The organism is Paenibacillus sp. FSL H7-0737, from assembly GCF_000758545.1.
GTDB lineage: Bacteria > Bacillota > Bacilli > Paenibacillales > Paenibacillaceae > Paenibacillus_AQ.
The window spans coordinates 3,151,711-3,171,530 of record NZ_CP009279.1; the positions used below are offsets into that span (position 1 = coordinate 3,151,711).

A 19,820-nucleotide genomic window follows, 5' to 3' on the forward strand; every position below is an offset into this window, starting at 1 on the left:
TTAGATATGAAAAAGGAGCCCCTATTAAAGGAGCTCCTTTTTGCTACACCTCAATAATGATGGGGAGAATCATTGGACGTCGTTTCGTTTTTTCGTACAGGAATCTACTTAGGGTCTCCTTGATGGTCTGCTTGATGATATTCCACTCGCCTAGGTCAGCCTCACTCATCTTTTGAAGGGTGGAGGTTACAAGCTTGTTGATCTCCTCCATTAAAGTTTCTGAGTTACGGACATAGATGAATCCTCTGGATATGGTATCCGGCTCGTTTAATAAACGTCCATCTTCTTGGCTTAATGTAATCACTGTAATCAAAATACCGTCTGCTGACAGCTGGCGACGATCGCGAAGAACGACATTACCAATATCTCCAATCCCAAGGCCATCCACTAGGGTTTGTCCAGCTGCCACTCGGCCAGATTGGCGGACGACACCTGATGATGACTCGACGATATCTCCATTTTTTAGAATAAAGATATTATTGGGGTTAACACCAACTGCCTCTGCTAACAAGCTGTGATGATGTAGCATACGGTATTCACCATGAATCGGTATGAAATATTCAGGTTTCATCAAGGTTAACATTAACTTAAGCTCTTCTTGGCTTGCATGCCCAGATACATGAAGCTCGCTGCGTGATCCATAGATGACTTTAGCGCCCAGCACGTATAAATTATCGACGATTCTAGATACATTGCGTTCATTCCCGGGAATGGGATTAGCTGCTATCAGAACGGTATCTCCTGCCTGGATTTCCATCTGCCTATGACTTGCGTTAGCCAGTCGCGATAACGCAGCCATGGGCTCTCCTTGACTGCCTGTACATAATACAGTTACTTGCTCTGGAGGGAGTTTGGCAGCTTCTGTAGGCTCGATCAGCATGTTATCTGGAATGCTCAAGTACCCGAGTTCCTGGGCTACTCGGACAACATTAACCATACTTCTGCCAAGTAAGGTTAATCTACGATCGGTTAAACGAGCAGCTTCAATGATCTGTTGTAGACGGTGTACATTTGAAGCAAAGGTAGAGATAAAGATTCTACGGTCAGCTTTCATGAATGCTTCTTCTATATGAGCGCCAACGAGTTTTTCAGAGGGGGTGAAGCCTGGGCGTTCTGCATTGGTACTCTCTGAGAGCAGGAACTTTACACCATTTTTACCGATGTCAGCCATTTTATGTATGTCTGGATACTGCTTATTAACAGGGGTCATGTCAAATTTGAAATCCCCTGTATGAACAACGGTCCCTTCTGGGGTGTCGAATACAACACCAAGGCAATCCGGAATACTATGATTGGTATTAAAGAACGTTGTAGTAATCGCTCCTAGCTGTAAAGTAGACTCAGAATCAATGACATGAAGCTTGGTCTGACGTAATATTCCGTGTTCCCTCAGTTTATTTTCAATTAGACCTAAGGTTAACCGAGATGCGTAGATCGGAAGATTTAATTGTTTGAGTAGATACGGAATTCCTCCAATATGATCCTCATGTCCATGTGTAACTACTAATGCTCGAATCTTATCAAGATTACTTAATAAATACGTAACATCAGGAATAATGAGGTCAATCCCCAGTAGACTTTCGTCTGGAAATTTAGAACCGCAATCAATGACAATAATATCATCTGCATATTGCAGGAAATACATATTCTTACCAATTTCATTCACACCGCCTAATGCTGCAATCCAGAGCTGCTTTGCTGCCACTTTCATTAAAGTCCCTCCTTTTATAAATTCACCTATATTATGTATGAAATCCCTTATAATTATCCTTTCATTGAGGTGGTACAATAGTATAACAATAGATTGATATTCAAAAGTTAGGGGACAGATTGATCATGAACATCAGAAGAATACAAATGAAGGATAATTATGCAATCGAACAGATTATTAGGAACTGCCTGATTGAGTTTGGCGGGAATAGGGCAGGGCTTGCGTGGGAAGATGACAGCCTGCATCATTTATATGAGTATTACAATCATAGTGATAATCAGGCCTATTGGGTTGTAGAAGAAGATGGAAATATATTGGGCGGGTGTGGCATTGCGCCTTTCGGCAATGAGGGCGACATATGTGAGTTGCAAAAAATGTACTTATCTCAGTCTGTTAGAGGTAGAGGGATATCTTCCGAACTCTTAAATACGGCTCTGGATTTTGCCAAGCTATATTACAACAAATGTTATTTGGAGACATTACAGAACATGCATGCGGCTAACCGTTTTTATATGAAAAACGGCTTCGAACTTTTAGATGCCCCATTAGCTGGCTCAGAGCATTTCGCATGTGATGCTTGGTATATTAAAGAGTTAATTTAATTATGGTTTAGTAAGCCTGGATTAGCAGGCTTATTTTTTATTTGACATTAAAACCGTCCAGACGGTATAGTAAATATTAGGGGTGATCAATGTGAACAGTAATTCTAAACGTAAAACTATTTTATTGGCGGCTTCCACAGTTGTTAAAAATAATGGAGTAGAGAAGCTTACGCTTGAAGCTGTGGCTAAAGAAGCCGGGGTCAGTAAGGGCGGGCTACTGCACCATTTTCCAAATAAAGAAGCTTTGATCATAGGGATGGTCGAAGATCTAACGAACCATTTTTTTACCAATGTTCAAGATAGAGCAATGAGCGAAACGGTTGAAAAAGGAAAGTGGAGTCGTGCTATTACTAAAGCCATGGATGATGATATTAAAGAGGGCAAAGAGATTGGTACCGCGCTTCTCGCTGCTCTTTTCACAAATCCAGATATTCTTAACAAATTTCAAAGTCAATATGCAACATGGCAACAAAACATAGAGAACGATGGCATTGATCCTGTACGCTCCACTATCATTAGGTTGGCAGCAGATGGGTTATGGTATTCCGAAATGTTCGGATTAGGTGTGTTAGATGATGAATTACGCACGAAAGTCATTCAAGAATTGATAAATATGACGAAGTAAGGAGAGGTTATCTTTGAATTCATATGTATTACTTGCAACAGCGATCATCTGTGAGGTATTTGGCAGTTCAATGCTAAAAGTGTCTAACGGGTTTAAAAGGGTATTCCCATCCATTGGCGTGATCCTTGGTATGGGCTTAGCATTTTACAGTCTTTCTTTAGCGTTAAAAACAATTCCATTAGGTACAGCTTATGCGATTTGGTCAGGGGTGGGCACAGCTTTGACAGCTATAATTGGCGTAGTTATTTATAAGGAGAATTTTAATCGTAAGAAATTACTAGGTCTACTACTTATTATTGGTGGTGTAATCATTATGAAGCTCTCAGGTGGGGCTCATTAGAATTTGGAGGCTGCAGCATGAAAAGAAATGTAGGATATATTGCTCTAAGTATAGCGATTGCTAGCGAAGTCGTAGGTACTACTATGTTGAAAATGTCAGAAGGATTCACGCAATTACTCCCTTCTATAGGGGTTATTATTGGTTTTATTATTGCTTTTTATAGTTTATCCATAAGCCTTAGAGAATTACCGTTAAGCTTAGCTTATGCGATTTGGTCGGGTGTAGGTACTGTTCTAACTGCAATTGTGGGTATTGTTGTGTGGGGAGATCCATTTGGTATTCTTACTTTTGCCGGAATAGTATTAATAGTAGGAGGAGTGGTATTATTAAACTCTCCTGCCAAAGGTGAAGACAAAGTACGGGCCTGATAAATCAGGCTCTTTTTTTATTTTTAAACGGATGTCATAGATTCCATAAATCGCATAGTTTCGCGATAATGGTATCACTTACCTTTTCCGTAGAATTACATCTTATAGTTTGAGCTACTATTTATCTATAATGAGTGTGTCTGAAAGTGAAGGGAGGGTGTGGTTCTTTTTAATGTGCTCTGGATGATCTCTATTGAAAACGCTACCATTTGAGCACTCTGATAGGTTCGTGAATTTTTGAGAATCTAACATATTTAAGGAGGATTAAAATTAAAATGCGTAACAAGTATGTTGTATGGTCGCTGGTAGTATCCATGCTGATTTCAAGTTTATTCTTGGCTGCGGGCCCACTTAATTTTGTTTCAGCCTCCGGAGGACCAAACCTGACACTCGGCAAAAATGTAACTGCGAGCGGTCAATCACAAACTTATAGTCCTGACAATGTTAAAGACAGTAATCAAAGCACGTATTGGGAAAGCACGAATAATGCATTCCCACAATGGATTCAAGTCGATTTAGGTGCAAATACGAATATTGATCAAATCGTTCTAAAGCTCCCTTCTGGCTGGGAGACGCGGACGCAAACATTGGCTGTTCAAGGTAGCACAAACGGTTCGACATTCACGAATATTGTAGGTTCTGCAAATTATGAATTCAATCCATCAGTGGCAGGGAACAGTGTTACCATCGACTTTGCCTCAATCAGTACGCGTTATGTTCGTCTGAATGTAACGAGCAACACAGGTTGGCCGGCAGCTCAGCTCTCTGAATTCGAGATTTACGGCGCTAGTGGCCCTATTGCTACTCCAACTCCATCGCCTTCCGGCACTTATGAAGCTGAATCTGCTTCACTGTCTGGAGGAGCTAAAGTGAACACGGATCATGCCGGTTACTCCGGCGCGGGATTCGTGGATGGATATTTGACACAAGGTGCAACAACGACATTCACGGTTAACGTGCCAGCAGCAGGTAGTCGTGAGGTGACATTGAAATACGCTAATGCAAGTGGCAGTGCAAAGACAATAAGTGTCTATGTCAATGGTGCTAAAATTGGCCAGACCTCATTATCTAACTTACCAAATTGGGATTTATGGAGCACTAAAGTAGAAGTTCTTAATCTAAATGCGGGTAACAACACCATCGCATATAAATATGATGCTGGTGATTCTGGCAATGTTAACCTTGACCAAATCACTGTAGCGTCGACGACAACAACACCACCTGCAACACCTACTCCGACACCGACAGCCACACCAACACCAACACCAACACCAACACCAACACCAACACCAACACCAACACCAACACCAACACCGACGGTCACACCAACGCCAACAACCACACCAACGCCAACAACCACACCAACACCTGCTCCTGGGAGTAATATTGCTGTCGGCAAGACGATTACCGCTTCTTCCAGTACACAAACGTTCGTAGCAACAAATGCGAACGATAATGACACAAGCACGTACTGGGAAGGTGGCAGCAATCCAAGTTCGCTCACCCTCGACTTAGGGGCGAACCACAACATTACGTCAATCGTTTTGAAGCTGAATCCAGCCTCTGCATGGAGTACTCGCACACAAACGATTCAGGTGCTCGGTCACAATCAAGACACGACTACCTTCGGTAATTTGGTATCGGCTCAATCCTATACGTTTAATCCAGCTTCGGGCAACACAGTAACCATCCCGGTTACGGCAACGGTTAAACGTCTGCAGTTGAATATCACTTCGAACTCTGGTGCCCCTGCTGGGCAAATCGCGGAGTTTCAAGTATTCGGTACACCAGGGGCGAACCCTGATCTAATGATAACGGGTATGTCCTGGTCACCTACTACTCCTGTCGAGACAAGTGCAATTACATTAAATGCAGTTGTTAAGAACAACGGTAATGCTAGCTCCGCAGCAACCACTGTCAACTTTTACTTAAACAATGAGCTCGTTGGATCTGCTCCAGTAGGTTTATTAACTGCAGGCGCATCAACAACAGCCTCAATGACATTAAACGCTGGAGCCAAAACCGCTGCGACCTATGCTCTCAGCGCTAAAGTAGATGAGAACAATGTGATTATCGAGCAGAACGAAGGGAATAACAGCTATACGAACGGGGCATCTCTTGTTATCGCTCCAGTCTCCAGCTCTGACTTAGTTGGTGTGACTACCTGGACACCAAGTAATCCAGTGGCTAATAGTACAGTAGCTTTTACCGTAAATCTCAAGAATCAAGGAACCATTGCTTCTGCAAGCGGTTCTCATGGTGTTACTGTAGCTCTTAAAAACTCAGCAGGTACCACGATTCAAACATTTAATGGATCCTATTCCGGGACCCTTGCTGCTGGAGCTTCCGTTAACGTCACGATTCCAGGGACATGGACAGCAGTCAACGGTAATTACACTATAACCACTACTGTTGAAGTGGATGCTAATGAGGTAACAGCGAAGCAATCAAACAATATAAGCACAACTAATCTGGTGGTCTATGCCCTACGTGGTGCAAGCATGCCTTATAGTCGGTATGATACCGAAGATGCTACTCTCGGTGGTGGAGCTACGTTGAAATCAGCACCTACGTTTGATCAAGCACTAATTGCTTCAGAAGCATCTGGTCAGCGTTATGTAGCACTTCCTTCAAACGGCTCGAACGTGGGATGGACAGTCAGACAAGGACAAGGCGGCGCGGGTGTAACTATGAGATTTACTATGCCTGACTCTTCGGATGGTATGGGACTGAATGGTTCACTTGACGTGTATGTGAATGGAGTAAAAGTCAAAACGGTATCGTTGACATCCTACTACAGCTGGCAGTATTTTTCGGGCGATATGCCTGGTGATACTCCTAGTGCTGGGCGTCCGCTCTTCCGATTTGACGAAGTCCACTGGAAATTGGATACTCCTCTCCAGCCTGGAGATATCATCCGTATTCAGAAGAACAATGGAGATAGCTTGGAATATGGTGTTGATTTCCTCGAAATCGAACCCGTTCCTACTGCAGTCGCTCGTCCGGCGAACTCCGTGTCAGTGACAGATTATGGTGCTGTAGCAAATGATGGTCAGGATGACCTTGCAGCTTTTAAAGCAACGGTGAATGCAGCTGTTGCAGGTGGTAAGAGCATGTATATTCCTGCCGGAACATTTAATCTTAGCAGCATGTGGGAAATTGGCTCTGCCAGCAATATGATTAACAACTTTACGGTGACGGGTGCTGGAATCTGGCATACGAACCTCCAGTTTACTAATCCTAATGCGGCGGGAGGCGGTATTTCACTCCGTATTAGCGGCAAGCTAGATTTTAGTAATATTTACATGAATTCGAATTTGCGATCCCGTTATGGACAAAATGCAATTTATAAAGGATTTATGGATAACTTTGGTACTAATTCAATTATCCATGATGTCTGGGTAGAACATTTTGAATGTGGTATGTGGGTAGGCGACTATGCTCATACACCTGCTATTTATGCCAGTGGGCTTGTGGTTGAAAACAGCCGGATTCGGAACAATCTTGCCGATGGTATCAACTACTCCCAAGGCACTAGCAATTCGATTGTTCGAAACACCAACGTAAGAAATAACGGTGACGATGGTCTTGCAGTATGGACTAGTAACACCAATGGTGCTCCGGCGGGTGTAAATAACACATTCTCCTACAACACGATTGAGAATAACTGGCGTGCTGCAGCCATAGCATTCTTTGGAGGCGGCGGTCATAAGGCAGATCACAACTACATCATCGACACTGTAGGTGGTTCTGGTATTCGTATGAACACCGTTTTCCCTGGTTACCATTTCCAGAATAATGCGGGCATTGTTTTCTCAGATACTACGATTATCACAAGTGGTACCAGTAAAGATCTGTATGGTGGAGAACGTGGAGCCATCGATTTAGAGGCATCGAATGATGCCATCAAGAACGTCACCTTTACCAACATCGATATCATCAATACACAACGCGATGCAATCCAGTTCGGTTATGGTGGTGGATTTGAGAATATCGTGTTTAACAACATCAATATTAATGGTACTGGGCTTGATGGTATTACTACTTCACGTTTCTCTGGGCCACATCAGGGTTCGGCAATCTATACCTACACAGGCAATGGTTCAGCAACGTTTAACAACCTGACGACTACGAATATCGCTAACCCCAACCTGAATTATATTCAGAGCGGTTTTAATCTGACGATTCATTAAGCGTTAGTGTGAGGGAGGAGTTCTTCGGAACTTTTCCCTTTTTTCTTATATTGTGGATAGTAAAAATTTAAAACTTCAGAGAAGGATATTGACTTGATGAACAAGAAATAAATGGTAGGATATAGTATTTATCTCATAAGAAATAAATTTTTAAAAATGTGTCGATTTCATCATCTTCCGTTCGTCGTTTAAATAGAAGTCCGGATATCAGACGTTAAAGCGAAGGAGAGATGAAATGCATTTAGTAACTTCAATGGACGGAACTAAGATTGCCTATGACAAAATGGGTCAAGGGCCAGCACTTATATTAGTGACAGGTGCATTTAGTTACCGAAAATTCCCAAGTCAGGTACAGTTAGTTGATCTGTTGTCTGAGAATTTCACAGTCTTCAATTACGATCGACGAGGTCGTGGCGATAGTGGAGACACTCAGCCATACGCAATAGCTCGTGAGATCGAAGATCTGCAGGCTATAATTAATGCGGCCGGAGGAGCGGCATATGTCTGGGGATTGTCTTCTGGAGCAGTTCTTGCTCTACAGGCAGCAGCGGATGGAGCAAATATTACAAAATTAGCTCTGCATGAGCCTCCATTTGTGGTTGATGCTTCGGATCTCAAGCCGCCTCTAGATTTCGTAATGAATGTTACTGAGCTTATTGCTACAAATCGCCGATCTGAGGCGATTAAGTATTTTATGACTAAAGGTATGGGAGCACCTGCGTTTATTGTTAAATTGATGCACTTAATGCCAAGTGTATGGTCTAACCTAATGGCTGTAGCGCACACTCTTCCCTATGATGCTGTTTTATTGGATGGGTATATGGACGGAAAGCCGCTTCCTGCCACATTGTGGAGCGCAGTTACCATTCCAACGCTGGTCCTCGAAGGTACGGAGAGTCCTGTTGGCTTACGGCATGGTGCTCAGGCAATTGCTAAAGTACTACCTAATGCGAAACTGTTAAGTAAAAAGGGGCTCGGTCATACGAAGAAACTCAATACAAGGATCATTTCAACTGAGCTTACTGTATTCTTTATGGGAAATTAAAAATAGGAGGGATACACCTATGAGATTTATGATGATTGTTAAAGCTACCACAGATTCAGAGGCGGGAATTATGCCTAGTCAAGAACTGATTGATGCTATGCAGAAGTATAATGAGGAATTGGTGAAAGCAGGTGTGTTGCTGGCAGGCGATGGATTGCAACCGAGTTCCAGTGGTATTCGAATTTCATATCCGGAAGCTGGCGGCAAACCGAAAGTTATGGATGGTCCGTTTACAGAAGCTAAAGAAATGATCGCTGGATATACGCTGATTGAGGTCAAATCAAGAGAAGAAGCCATTGAATGGGCTTTACGTATGCCGGACCCTCATGGATTTGGCCAAGGAGAGATTGAGTTAAGGCAGGTATTCGAGCCGGAGGAATTAATGGACGATCCCGAAACATTGGCGAAAGAAGCAGCACTTCGTAAACAGGTTGAGGAGCAGAAGCAAACGTGAGTTTCTCCCATACGCATCGAACGATTGATACAATATGGCGAATGGAATCGGCAAAAATCATTGCGGGTTTAACGCGCATGGTACGGGACGTAGGTCTCGCAGAAGATCTTGCTCAGGACGCATTAGTAATTGCCCTTAATCGATGGCCAGAGACGGGGATTCCAGATCATCCAGGTGCTTGGCTGATGACCACCGCGAAACGGCGTGCGATTGATCTTATTCGCAGGACCAAGCTTCGAGATCAGAAATACGTAGAGGTTGCACATAGCATGGATTTATACACTGAGGTAGATATAGATGATGCGTTAGATGAGGAGATCAGTGACGATCTCCTTCGTCTGATCTTTATGACCTGTCATCCTCTGTTGTCACAAGATGCCAGAGTAGCCCTGACCCTTCGACTGTTATGTGGATTGACGACAGATGAAATCGCACGTTCTTTTCTAGTCGCCGAATCAACGATTGCTCAGCGAATTGTTCGGGCGAAGAGAACCCTAAGTGCTAACAAGGTTCCTTTTGAGGTACCCGTTCAAGAAGAGCTTAAAGACCGTTTGTCTACGGTGCTTGAAGTCCTTTACCTAATGTTTAATGAAGGATATTCTGCAACTTCTGGAGTGGATTGGATCCGTCCGCTGTTATGCCAGGAGGCGCTGAGGTTAGGACGGGTACTAGCTGAGATTGCCCCTTATGAACCTGAGGTTCATGGACTGGTCGCCCTTATGGAGATTCAATCCTCGCGTTTTAGGACGAGGGTTAATAGCAAAGGGGAGCCTATTCTACTTATGGATCAAAACCGGGCACAGTGGGATCAATTACTGATCCGCCGTGGCCTGACTGCATTAGAGCGTAGCCGAAAGCTTGGACTTCCGCCCGGACCTTACTCGCTTCAGGCTGCAATTTCTGCTTGTCATGCACAGGCGACTACTGCAGCAGAGACAGACTGGATCCGTATTTCTGCACTGTACGAAGCGCTCTCGAGAGTCATGCCTTCGCCGATTGTCGAATTAAACCGAGCGGTCGCCATATCCATGGCGTTCGGCCCAACCTTTGGACTGCAAATTGTGGATGAGCTAAATACTGAACCATCTATAAGGGAATATCATCTGCTGCCCAGCGTTCGTGGTGATCTTCTGCTGAAGCTGGGTCGATATGATGAGGCTCGTACAGAGTTTGAACGTGCCGCATCCTTGACTGGGAATGAACGTGAAAGGATTCTTTTGCTGAATCGGGCGGCAGCGTGTAACTTAGGAACATCGTAGTTAATTCAATATTATTTTAAACCGGTACGTACATAAAGGAGAGATAAAAAATGAATCAAGAAGTCATCGATTTTATTGAAGCATTAAAAGAACCATGGCAGGTGGTGTTATCTACTAATCTTCGTGAGGTTGTTCACCAAGCAATCCCAGATGTACAGGAACGAATTCAGTATAAGAAGCCTCATTTTTTGAAAAATGGTAAATACGCAGCAGCTATTTCAACTTCAAAAGATGCGGTAAGCTTTGTTATTTTTAATACGAATGAGCTTGAGTTTCCAGAAGGGATATTCGAGGGCCCTCCGGAGAGAAAAACACTGAAACTACGAAAAGGGGATACAGTGGATACGGCTCAATTAGTGGCTTGGGTTAGCCAATCCTCAGCTTCCCTTTAATTGCAAGATTCATGATGTAGGACGGTATCTCAAAGTCATTTGACTTCATGGGATATCGTCTTTTTTGGACGAATTTGGCTCCAGCAATACATAATCATTCAATAAATTGTGAAAAATACATCAAGAGCTAGCAATGAAGGGAATGAAACCCATGAAGATATTAAAACAAACTTGTTTGCTACTGCTTACGGTCCTTGCACTTAGTGCATGCTCAAGACCAGTAGCAGATAAATCCCAGCTACCACCTCCAACGGTTGTGCCAAGTGGAGCTGAGGAAAGATTTAGCCTTGAGGAACTTGCCACTTTGATTGGAAAAGAGGATGCTCAAGTTGTCCAAGCTCTCGGCAAAGGCGCACCTAATCGTAATGAAGGTACGAATTCTACTCTTTTATCCCGCGAATATAACGAGAAGATTGTGAATCACGAAGCAAATCTTCAGGTCTCCTATGATCACACTGGAAAAGTGATTGGAGAGACGATTCATTTTGAAGAAGCTACCAAGGAAAAATTAACGCAAGAGATAACGCAACAGCTTGGAGAGCTTACGACTAAGAGTGAAGGTAACACAGCAGATATAGGAAAAGAAGGCGAAGGTACAAACTTTCGTAGGGTATGGCAGACGGATAATGCCAAAATTTCTTTAATTGAATCCAATGGAAAGCTATCTATTTCCATAGATACGAAGTAACATTCGAATAATGTGAGAAAAAAAAGGACAATACCCATTGTAATTAGACAATGGGTATCGTCCTTTTTTTGATGAATAATTAAGGCTTAAGAGGAAGAATTATTGTTTGTTGCGGAGCTTAGACGATGAATTTGCTCTTCCAGAATCGCACTTGCTTTGCCAACAAATTGTGTAATAAGTTCAAGCTCTTCATCCGAGTAGGTGGAAGCTAATTTAAGCATCTCGGCATGCAGGGGAAGGTAGGCATTCCCGACCTCATTATTTTCATACAAAGGGACAATAATTACCTTACGACGGTCACTGGGGTCATTTTGTCTGCGAACAAAACCGTTATTTTCAAGTCGATCAATTAATGCCGTAACACTGCCTGTAGCCAGTCCGGTTAGCTTGGACAGTTCACCAGCGGTGATGGGACCTCTTTCATGGAGGATATCTATGGATAGATAATCATTATTATATAACCCAAGTGATGCTGCCACATTTTGCTGATATAGTATCGTTCGACTTCCTAGGCCCCGCATACGCAAGGTGAAGTCTTCCTGCTGATTTTTCACTTGATTGTGTCGATCTCTTGACAAAAGAGAGCCCTCCTTTTAAAATATTGATATCTTGATAATCGAGATATTAGACAATTAAGATACTCGATAAACGTGCGATTAATTGAATTCATTTTATCGGAATTATTAAAGTTTTGCAAAAGGTAATGCATCAAGAAGTTTAGAGAGAGGTTGGTGTGCGATCTTATAACGATAAGATTAAATTCGAAATTAAGGAAAAGTGGAGGGAACAAAAGAGAATGGTAAAGAACTTGGAGAAGAAAAATAATGTAGGGATTATTATAGCGGCTCTATTACTGGCCACACTTATGGCATCCATGGATAACACTATATTAGCAACTGCAATGGGAACAATCGTAGGGGAACTTGGCGGTTTTGACAAACTGATGTGGGTGACTTCTGCTTATATGATAGCTGAGATGGCAGGAATGCCGATTTTCGGAAAATTATCGGATATGTATGGCCGCAAGCGTTTCTTTATTTTCGGAATTATTGTATTTATGATCGGATCTGCTTTATGTGGTACCGCAAACTCTATAGTTCAGCTGAGTATTTATCGTGCGATTCAGGGTATTGGTGGAGGGGCACTGGTTCCAATTGCGTTCACCATCATGTTCGATGTGGTTGCTCCGGAAAAACGGGGGAAGATCGGTGGATTATTCGGAGCAGCTTATGGTATATCAAGTATTTTCGGACCCCTTATTGGCGCTTACATAGCGGATTACATTCATTGGTCTTGGGTCTTTTACATCAACTTACCTATAGGTGTTATTGCCTTCTTTTTGATTGCTTTCTTCTACAAAGAGTCTGTTGAGCATTCCAAGGAAAAGATCGATTACCTAGGTGCGTTTACACTTGTAGCTTCCATCCTATGTCTCATGTTTGCGATTGAGCTGGGTGGTAAAAAATATGCTTGGGACTCTGCTATGATTTTAGGATTGTTCTTAGCTTTTGTAGTGTTTATCGTGGGATTTATTTTTATCGAACGTCGTGCAGAAGAACCCATCATTACTTTCGGCATGTTCAAGAATCGTCTTTATTCTACGAGTAATGTTATGGCTATATTTAGTGGAGCAGCATTTATTACAGCCTCGGTGTACATTCCAATCTACATTCAAGGGGTGCTTGGCGGCTCAGCAACGAATTCGGGTCTTGTTCTACTTCCTATGATGCTCGGCTCCGTTATCACTGCAGCGGGGGGCGGATTCCTGCTCTCGAAGTTCAATTATCGCGCCATCATGATATCGACGTTAATACTGCTTGTTTTAGGTATCGCCTTGCTAACCACATTAACACCAGATTCTTCACGGTTCATGGTCACCATATTTATGTTTCTAGTAGGTCTTGGAATAGGTTCTTCATTCTCTGTTCTAAGTAACGCAGCCATTCATGGATTTACAGCAAGGCAGCGTGGGTCCGCAAGTTCGACACTTAGTTTTACAAGGGAGCTGGGAATGACACTCGGCATAACAGTATTCGGTATTATCCAAAGTCATGTGTTTTCGAATAAATTAGCATCCATGTTCAGTAGCAGTGGTGCAACACCTATAGGGGTAAATTTAAGCGATCCAAGTACTATTTTGACTCCGGATACTCGTGAGAAAATCCCTGCGGAAGTTCTTGATAAGATTACAGAGGGATTATCCTCATCGCTTGTTCACACTTTTGCATGGGCAATTATTCCGTCTGTTATAGCTCTACTGGCTGCATTTGTGATGAGTAAGGAAAAGTTTGATCCGGCTTCTGAATTGGGAGAGTATACGGCTTCGCATTAAAGGTTGGCTGCTTTGCAATATACATTTAAACAGATTGAGCCCTCTATTCATAGGTGCTCAGTCTATTTTTTTAAATAATTATTTACATTATATTCCTATTGTAATATTATCAAATTTGACGATTGTAAAATTAGATGATATTAGAATTAATTGAAGGTAGGAGGATTTTTCGTGTCAATTGTAGGTATTTTGGGAGTGGTTCACGATGATGAACTTAGGCAAAAATATCATTTTTCTTTAGAGTTCATAAAGGATTTAATTTTAGAGTTTAATCCAGATATTATTTGTGGAGAAGTCCTTCCTAGTAGTTGGGAACATTATTAGAAGGACAGTAATTACCGTGGATATTGGGGAGAACCTGCAAGTGAATATTGGGATCTCATTTTTCCTTTGTGTAAAGAAGAGAATTATGAATTTGTCCCTATTGATTGGGTTGAATTGGATGTTTGGACAGATTTTGATCCTTTTAATAGCTATAAAGAAGATCAGAGAAAAGAATTGGAATATGAGTTAGAGCAATGGTTTCAAAGACAGCTTTCAACAGTGGATTCAAGTGCAATCCCCTTTAATTCATTAGAATATGACACTATTACAAGACAGAAGTATGAATGGTTAGAACGAATCAATCCGCAAGCACATCAGTTCAGATGGTTGTGTAGACATCTTATAATGATTCAACGAATCAAAAACGCCATAAAAGGCCACTCAGAGAAAAGAATCTTGTGTATTGTAGGTGCAGACCATAATCATTCGTTATATGAAGGACTAATTACAGAGAAGGACATACAACTTGTATATCCTTTATCTCGGATTACTCAAGCTTGAGCAATATTGTAGCGTGAATGCAAATACCAAATAAGTTCTCTACGGCTGCTGACATTTGCTTTGCTAAAAATGGACTTTAAATGATCCTGGACGGTGTATGCAGAAATATGCAGTGCAGAAGCCAATTCTTTAGTGGATAATCCTCGAATTACACCGTGTAATAGCTGTTGCTCACGTTCCGTCAAACCATAAGCTTCAGCAATGATGGGGAGCATGTCAGCAGGACGCGCGGGTTCGAATGAAATGGCAATTTGGTTCTGACCGTTGGAAGCCTTAAGAAGACTTGCCCGAACGACTAAATAGGGCCCCTCAGTCATACGAATGCATGCCTTCGCTATCCCCATAGATTCGGAAGGGCTGTTTAACGCTTGCGTGCTTACAGCACGGATTGGACGAGGTAGAACATGAGCCTCAATCATTTCCAATGAGCGGAGTTTGCCTAACCAGCGATCCGCTGTGGGATTGGAAGAGAGAAGAGCCAAGTCATCAGATAAAACTGCAATGCCGGAACCGTAATGATCTTCAAGCCAAGTCTCATCTTTCTCTGGAAGCTCAAGACTGAAAGCCCGCATTCTAGCTGCAATCAGAGGGATGAGCGAGGTGATCCAATCACATTCCTCTTGTGAGAATTTCGATTGATCTGTATTCCTGTACAGCGTCAAATATCCCCAACAAGATTCGCCAAGAATAAGGACTGCACGTAGTTCATCCCCAAAACCTGCAGGAGACAATACCTTTCGATAGCGTGTACACCGCTCGGGTTTCTGCTTGGTCGCCTCATAAATTGTAGCGACGAGGAGTTTGTTATGAACCATTTGCTCATAGGTGTTAACATCATCCTGACCGTATTCGATCTGGAACAAGTGGGGATGAATGGATTCTACATTGTCTTCAGTAACCGCACCTGTCGAAAGCAATGTCTGTGGATCAACATGAGTACAGCAGGCAGCATCAAAGGGAACTGCTTCACGTAAAAGAGTCAGCAAGGAAGTACGGTAGTTGTGAGATGAATCAGTAACCATACCTAGTTTAACGATTTGTTTCTTTATTAGAATGAATTGTTTATTGGTATTCATTGAGTAGCCCTCTAGTCCTTAATGGATTATATCAACTCCCACATTTGTGGGATAGTGAACGGAAGCGAAATCCGTATAATTGAGAATGATTCTTAATCAACTCTATTATATAGGATGCGGTGATAAAAATGCAGGGAAAAGAAGATATTGTTGTCGTTGGTGGTTATGGACATGTAGGGCGTACCATATGCGAAATATTAGAGAAGAAGTATCCAGGGAAAGTATTTGCTGCAGGGAGAAGTCTTGAAAAAGCAGAGCGGTTCAGTCAATATACCCACGGCAGGATCAAGCCGTTACAGTTAGATATTAATAAGCCGATACCTCCACATTTACTAGATCAAGTGAAGCTAATCATTATGTGTTTGGATCAAACGAATACGGATTTTGTAAAAGCCTGCTTTCGTAGCGGTACGTATTATGTGGATGTATCAGCGAGTGGTCCGTTTTTATCTCAAATTGAGGCGTTATACGAAGAGGCTGCACGACATGGATCTAGTGCCGTTCTTAGTGTAGGGCTTGCACCCGGCATAACCAATCTAATGGCTCTTGAAGCGGAAAGATTGATAGAACAGACGGAGGACATCGAAATCGCGATTATGCTCGGACTTGGTGATTCTCATGGTAAGGCGGCGATCGAATGGACAGTGAATAGTTTAGGAGAAAAGTTTGAATTTAAGCAGAAGAATCGTCAGGTAGAGGTAGAGAGCTTCACCGATAGAAAGTCATATCACTTTGGTGACGATTTAGGGAATCGCCATGCCTATCGTTTCCCATTCTCAGATCAACAGACGCTTGCCCGAACGCTCAAAGCATCGTCCATCTCCACACGATTTTGTCTGGACTCAGTTTTCGTTACTAAAATGCTGGCTATAGCCAAAAAAACAGGAGCCGTTCGTTTGTTAAAGACAAGCTGGGTGAACAGGTGGATGGTTAGTGCTATGGAGCGGCTGCATATTGGGAGCGACCAGTTCGCTATCAAGGTTGAGGCTCGTGGAAGAAATCGAGAGGGGAAGCCAATGCATGCTGATTTAATATTGCAAGGAAAGAATCAATCCATCATCACTGCAAAAGTGACAGCAGCAGTATCAAAGCTCCTCTATGATTCTTCATTTCCAGGCGGCGTTTATCATATCGAGCAGATAACAGATTTAGCATATATACAAAAGGAATTAGGATCGACGCTCTCGCTAAAGATCCAAGTAAAGTAGCATAATGCAGATTAATCTAAATAGAATAATTTGTGTATAGTTATTTTGAAAGAAGCTTGATTAGTCAAGCTTCTTTTTCGTAACCCAAAAGAGTTTTGACCGTATTAACTGATGAACATTTCATTCAGGAAGAAATTCTGTTCTTCCCTAATGGGTCATGTTAACAAAAAGAGAAGTTGAGGTCATCACCTATGAATGAAAAATTTACAGATTACGCCGATACAGGATATTCGATCGCTGAGCAGAAGGCAGCTCAGTATTTTGCATCTCTTCGTGAACAATTCAAAGAAAAAACTTATGTGTCTACCTTGATTGAAGATTTTCAATTGTGGAAGAAGAACCATATTCATCGCCGTTCATGGTTGTCCTTTTTATCAAGAGGCAAGAGGAAACCTGATTCTCAGGATTATCATAGATATCTAGGATGGCTGAATCAGACCGGTAAATTGGATGATTATTTGGATCGAAGTGTTTCCTATCTTTATATGAGAGATCTGGGGCAAGCTTTGGATTCGCCGAATACACAGCTCCGGATTAAGCGTATGGTTGCCGATATTAGAAATCAGATGATTCTTCCAGGCTCCACAAGTTCGGAGGATCAGTCAGATTTCATGAATTTCACCGGGATTTACCGTTGGGCTCAGAAGGAAGGCGTTGAAACGGCCACGATTTGGGTGATAGACAAACTTAAGCGGGTATCAGCACATCTTCCGAAGGAAATGAATCCCGAGCAAGCACAGCGTAAATTAATCAAGATCATTATTGGGGTGATTCTCCATGTGATGGAAGAGATGGACGATGACGTACCACCTGTGGAGCGATCCAAGAGGATTGGTGAAGCCATTAGACTTGGTTATTCATATGGCCTAACTTATCCATTCATTGATGATCTCCTTGATTCCAGTGTCTTAACCGACCAAGAGAAAGAACAGTATTCTCATATGATACGCACTGCGATCCTTAATAGAGTTGTACCGGAATTGGGTGAATGGTCTGGAGAGAACATGCCGTTCATTCGATTTGTACATTTGGAGCTCAAGGAGGCTTTTGAGTATATTAGAGGGTATCAGCGGGAAGAAATGCAGGATGCATTTTTCGAGCAGTCTTTTGTATTTTTCCATTCTCAGGAATTGGATCGTATGAAGGATCTTTCTAACTCTGAATACAGCAATGAAGAGCTTTTCATACCCATCATTTTAAAATCCTCTTCTTCCCGTTTAATTGTCCGATCCGTAATTAGTGCTCCAGCAGATGATGGATTTGATCAACATACCTTTTTCTATGGGTTATATAATCAGCTGGCTGATGATTATGCGGATATGTTTGACGATATGAAAGCGGGAGCGGTAACCCCCTATACTTATTATTTAAAATACCGTAGTCAACGTACAGATCTGATCAATCCTTTTGAATTATACTGGACGGTCATTTCCCATTTAATACACACTGTGTATCGCTCTGATCCTAAAACCCGTGAAGTAATATTAGATCGCGCCATTAATGGACTCAAGCGATGTAAAGAACGTGTAGGAAATGAGAAGTATAAAGAGATCATGGAGATTTTTGCTTCTGGTCAACCAGCATTTAATCGGCTTGTCCAGCAGATGGTGCAGAAAGCGGACGATGTGGATTTTTTCGATAAACTGCTTCGGGATCAGTTGCTTTTGAATCTAAAAAACAGCAAGAAGGAAAAAGTGGAATTTCGAGATACGATCCAAAAGGTTCGCGATCAAATCAATAAACAATTGTTGATAGCCAAGCCAGACGGGACGCCAGAAATGAAAGAGTTGCTTATTGATGCGGCTAATTATAGTCTAGCAGGCGACGGCAAGCGGATAAGACCTATATTGACTTGGGTCATGGGTGTTAACGAATATGGTCTAGATGCATCCGCAATTGTGCCGCTTCTAAGATCTTTGGAATATATGCATACCGCTTCTCTAATCTTCGATGATCTTCCATCACAGGATAATGCTTCAACCCGAAGAGGTCGTGCAACTCTACACGAAATGTATACTAGTTCAACGGCGGAATTAACCGGACTATTTCTGATTCAGAAGTCGATCGAGGAACAGGCGTCACTTCATTCTTTTGATGCAAAAGCGGTGCTAGCCTTGATGCAATATTCAGCCCAAAAAGCAGAAGATACATGTATGGGTCAGGCAATGGATCTGAATTCTAAGGGAAAAGCATTGACGCTAGAGCAATTAAATATGATTTGCTTTTATAAGACCGGAATTGCATTTGAAGCTTCACTAGTGATGCCAGCGATTCTGGCTCAGGTTAAGAAAACTGAAGTTCTGGCTTTGAAAAAATTTGCCTATCATGCGGGGATTGCCTTTCAGATTAAAGATGATTTGCTCGATTTGGAAGGAGATCATCATTTACTAGGTAAGCCGATAGGTCAGGATGTGGAGAATAACAATTCAACGTTTGTATCTATCCTTGGTGCTGACGGCGCAAGAAAAGAGATGTGGGAACACTACTGTCTCGCTATGGAAGCGTTAAAGGAGATCCCTCGTAATATTGCTTTTCTGAAGCATTTATTGAATTACATGATTAATCGAAATCGATAATTGATTCTAAAGTGTTGGCATTATTGCCAGCGCTTTTTTATATTTTTTGCAGATTATTAGTTCTTTTTTTGTAATTGAATTTTATTGTTTATAATCGAAATTACGTGTATGATGAAGTTGAAAATA

At 42.2% G+C, this 19,820-nt stretch carries 18 protein-coding genes; 15 read left to right on the forward strand and 3 right to left on the reverse strand.

Going from position 1 to position 19,820, the window contains the following annotated elements:
* Positions 1 to 43: 43 nt before the first annotated feature.
* Entirely contained in the window at positions 44 to 1,711 is a 1,668-nt protein-coding gene (locus H70737_RS13765; protein ID WP_042188039.1) for a ribonuclease J, read from the reverse strand.
* A gap of 125 nt (positions 1,712 to 1,836) precedes the next feature.
* On the opposite strand from H70737_RS13765, the gene H70737_RS13770 reads away from it, so the two are divergent.
* From H70737_RS13770 to H70737_RS13815, 10 genes are all read left to right on the forward strand, one after another.
* Positions 1,837 to 2,313, forward strand: coding sequence for a GNAT family N-acetyltransferase (locus tag H70737_RS13770; RefSeq protein ID WP_042188041.1), 477 nt, complete (start codon positions 1,837 to 1,839; stop codon positions 2,311 to 2,313).
* A 91-nt stretch (positions 2,314 to 2,404) separates the two neighbouring features.
* Positions 2,405 to 2,938 (forward strand): TetR/AcrR family transcriptional regulator, encoded by a 534-nt coding sequence (locus H70737_RS13775; RefSeq protein WP_052404282.1) that lies wholly within the window; start codon positions 2,405 to 2,407, stop codon positions 2,936 to 2,938.
* 13 nt (positions 2,939 to 2,951) lie between these two features.
* A complete protein-coding gene (locus H70737_RS13780; RefSeq protein ID WP_042188043.1) occupies positions 2,952 to 3,278 on the forward strand; it encodes a DMT family transporter in 327 nt (108 codons plus the stop codon).
* A 17-nt stretch (positions 3,279 to 3,295) separates the two neighbouring features.
* Entirely contained in the window at positions 3,296 to 3,646 is a 351-nt protein-coding gene (locus H70737_RS13785; protein WP_042188045.1) for a DMT family transporter, read from the forward strand.
* A gap of 275 nt (positions 3,647 to 3,921) precedes the next feature.
* Positions 3,922 to 7,839, forward strand: coding sequence for a discoidin domain-containing protein (locus tag H70737_RS13790; protein ID WP_042188047.1), 3,918 nt, complete (start codon positions 3,922 to 3,924; stop codon positions 7,837 to 7,839).
* A gap of 235 nt (positions 7,840 to 8,074) precedes the next feature.
* Complete coding sequence (locus H70737_RS13795; RefSeq protein ID WP_042188049.1) at positions 8,075 to 8,884, forward strand: alpha/beta fold hydrolase; 810 nt, start codon at positions 8,075 to 8,077, stop codon at positions 8,882 to 8,884.
* 19 nt (positions 8,885 to 8,903) lie between these two features.
* On the forward strand, positions 8,904 to 9,338 hold the full coding sequence (locus H70737_RS13800; protein WP_042188051.1) for a YciI family protein: 435 nt from the start codon (positions 8,904 to 8,906) through the stop codon (positions 9,336 to 9,338).
* Complete coding sequence (locus tag H70737_RS13805; protein WP_042188053.1) at positions 9,335 to 10,597, forward strand: RNA polymerase sigma factor; 1,263 nt, start codon at positions 9,335 to 9,337, stop codon at positions 10,595 to 10,597. Before H70737_RS13800 ends, H70737_RS13805 begins: the two co-directional genes overlap by 4 nt.
* A 50-nt stretch (positions 10,598 to 10,647) precedes the next feature.
* Positions 10,648 to 10,989 carry a DUF1801 domain-containing protein gene (locus tag H70737_RS13810; protein ID WP_042188055.1) on the forward strand — a complete coding sequence of 114 codons (342 nt, stop codon included), beginning with the start codon at positions 10,648 to 10,650 and terminating at the stop codon, positions 10,987 to 10,989.
* Positions 10,990 to 11,140: 151 nt separating this feature from the next.
* A complete protein-coding gene (locus tag H70737_RS13815) occupies positions 11,141 to 11,677 on the forward strand; it encodes a hypothetical protein (protein ID WP_156113110.1) in 537 nt (178 codons plus the stop codon).
* An 86-nt stretch (positions 11,678 to 11,763) separates the two neighbouring features.
* Here the strand turns inward: H70737_RS13815 and H70737_RS13820 are convergent, their stop codons facing one another.
* On the reverse strand, positions 11,764 to 12,198 hold the full coding sequence (locus H70737_RS13820) for a MarR family winged helix-turn-helix transcriptional regulator (RefSeq protein WP_197071317.1): 435 nt from the start codon (positions 12,196 to 12,198) through the stop codon (positions 11,764 to 11,766).
* A gap of 275 nt (positions 12,199 to 12,473) precedes the next feature.
* On the opposite strand from H70737_RS13820, the gene H70737_RS13825 reads away from it, so the two are divergent.
* From H70737_RS13825 to H70737_RS13830, 3 genes are all read left to right on the forward strand, one after another.
* Positions 12,474 to 14,009, forward strand: a complete 1,536-nt coding sequence (locus H70737_RS13825; protein ID WP_042188062.1) for an MDR family MFS transporter — start codon at positions 12,474 to 12,476, stop codon at positions 14,007 to 14,009.
* Between the two features lie 171 nt (positions 14,010 to 14,180).
* Positions 14,181 to 14,333: a hypothetical protein gene (locus tag H70737_RS31045; RefSeq protein ID WP_197071290.1), complete on the forward strand. Its 153-nt coding sequence runs from the start codon at positions 14,181 to 14,183 to the stop codon at positions 14,331 to 14,333.
* 66 nt (positions 14,334 to 14,399) lie between these two features.
* The gene (locus H70737_RS13830; RefSeq protein ID WP_231573448.1) at positions 14,400 to 14,834 is read left to right on the forward strand and encodes a hypothetical protein; all 435 of its coding nucleotides are present in this window, start codon (positions 14,400 to 14,402) and stop codon (positions 14,832 to 14,834) included.
* Here the strand turns inward: H70737_RS13830 and H70737_RS13835 are convergent.
* Positions 14,825 to 15,910 (reverse strand): helix-turn-helix transcriptional regulator, encoded by a 1,086-nt coding sequence (locus H70737_RS13835; protein WP_042188064.1) that lies wholly within the window; start codon positions 15,908 to 15,910, stop codon positions 14,825 to 14,827. The two genes, H70737_RS13830 and H70737_RS13835, sit on opposite strands and share 10 nt — an antisense overlap.
* A 128-nt stretch (positions 15,911 to 16,038) precedes the next feature.
* Here H70737_RS13835 and H70737_RS13840 point away from each other — a divergent pair, with 128 nt between their 5' ends.
* Both H70737_RS13840 and H70737_RS13845 read left to right on the forward strand, forming a co-directional pair.
* Positions 16,039 to 17,118 (forward strand): saccharopine dehydrogenase family protein, encoded by a 1,080-nt coding sequence (locus H70737_RS13840; RefSeq protein ID WP_042188066.1) that lies wholly within the window; start codon positions 16,039 to 16,041, stop codon positions 17,116 to 17,118.
* Positions 17,119 to 17,309: 191 nt separating this feature from the next.
* Positions 17,310 to 19,694 (forward strand): polyprenyl synthetase family protein, encoded by a 2,385-nt coding sequence (locus H70737_RS13845; protein WP_042188069.1) that lies wholly within the window; start codon positions 17,310 to 17,312, stop codon positions 19,692 to 19,694.
* Positions 19,695 to 19,820: the final 126 nt, after the last annotated feature.

Coding starts and splice junctions, on each gene's coding strand:
- H70737_RS13765 (WP_042188039.1), bottom strand. CDS start 1,711: ATGAAAGTGGCAGCAAAGCAGCTCTGGATTGCAGCATTAGGCGGTGTG.
- H70737_RS13770 (WP_042188041.1), top strand. CDS start 1,837: ATGAACATCAGAAGAATACAAATGAAGGATAATTATGCAATCGAACAG.
- H70737_RS13785 (WP_042188045.1), top strand. CDS start 3,296: ATGAAAAGAAATGTAGGATATATTGCTCTAAGTATAGCGATTGCTAGC.
- H70737_RS13790 (WP_042188047.1), top strand. CDS start 3,922: ATGCGTAACAAGTATGTTGTATGGTCGCTGGTAGTATCCATGCTGATT.
- H70737_RS13795 (WP_042188049.1), top strand. CDS start 8,075: ATGCATTTAGTAACTTCAATGGACGGAACTAAGATTGCCTATGACAAA.
- H70737_RS13800 (WP_042188051.1), top strand. CDS start 8,904: ATGAGATTTATGATGATTGTTAAAGCTACCACAGATTCAGAGGCGGGA.
- H70737_RS13810 (WP_042188055.1), top strand. CDS start 10,648: ATGAATCAAGAAGTCATCGATTTTATTGAAGCATTAAAAGAACCATGG.
- H70737_RS13815 (WP_156113110.1), top strand. CDS start 11,141: ATGAAGATATTAAAACAAACTTGTTTGCTACTGCTTACGGTCCTTGCA.
- H70737_RS13820 (WP_197071317.1), bottom strand. CDS start 12,198: ATGCGGGGCCTAGGAAGTCGAACGATACTATATCAGCAAAATGTGGCA.
- H70737_RS13825 (WP_042188062.1), top strand. CDS start 12,474: ATGGTAAAGAACTTGGAGAAGAAAAATAATGTAGGGATTATTATAGCG.
- H70737_RS13835 (WP_042188064.1), bottom strand. CDS start 15,910: ATGAATACCAATAAACAATTCATTCTAATAAAGAAACAAATCGTTAAA.
- H70737_RS13840 (WP_042188066.1), top strand. CDS start 16,039: ATGCAGGGAAAAGAAGATATTGTTGTCGTTGGTGGTTATGGACATGTA.
- H70737_RS13845 (WP_042188069.1), top strand. CDS start 17,310: ATGAATGAAAAATTTACAGATTACGCCGATACAGGATATTCGATCGCT.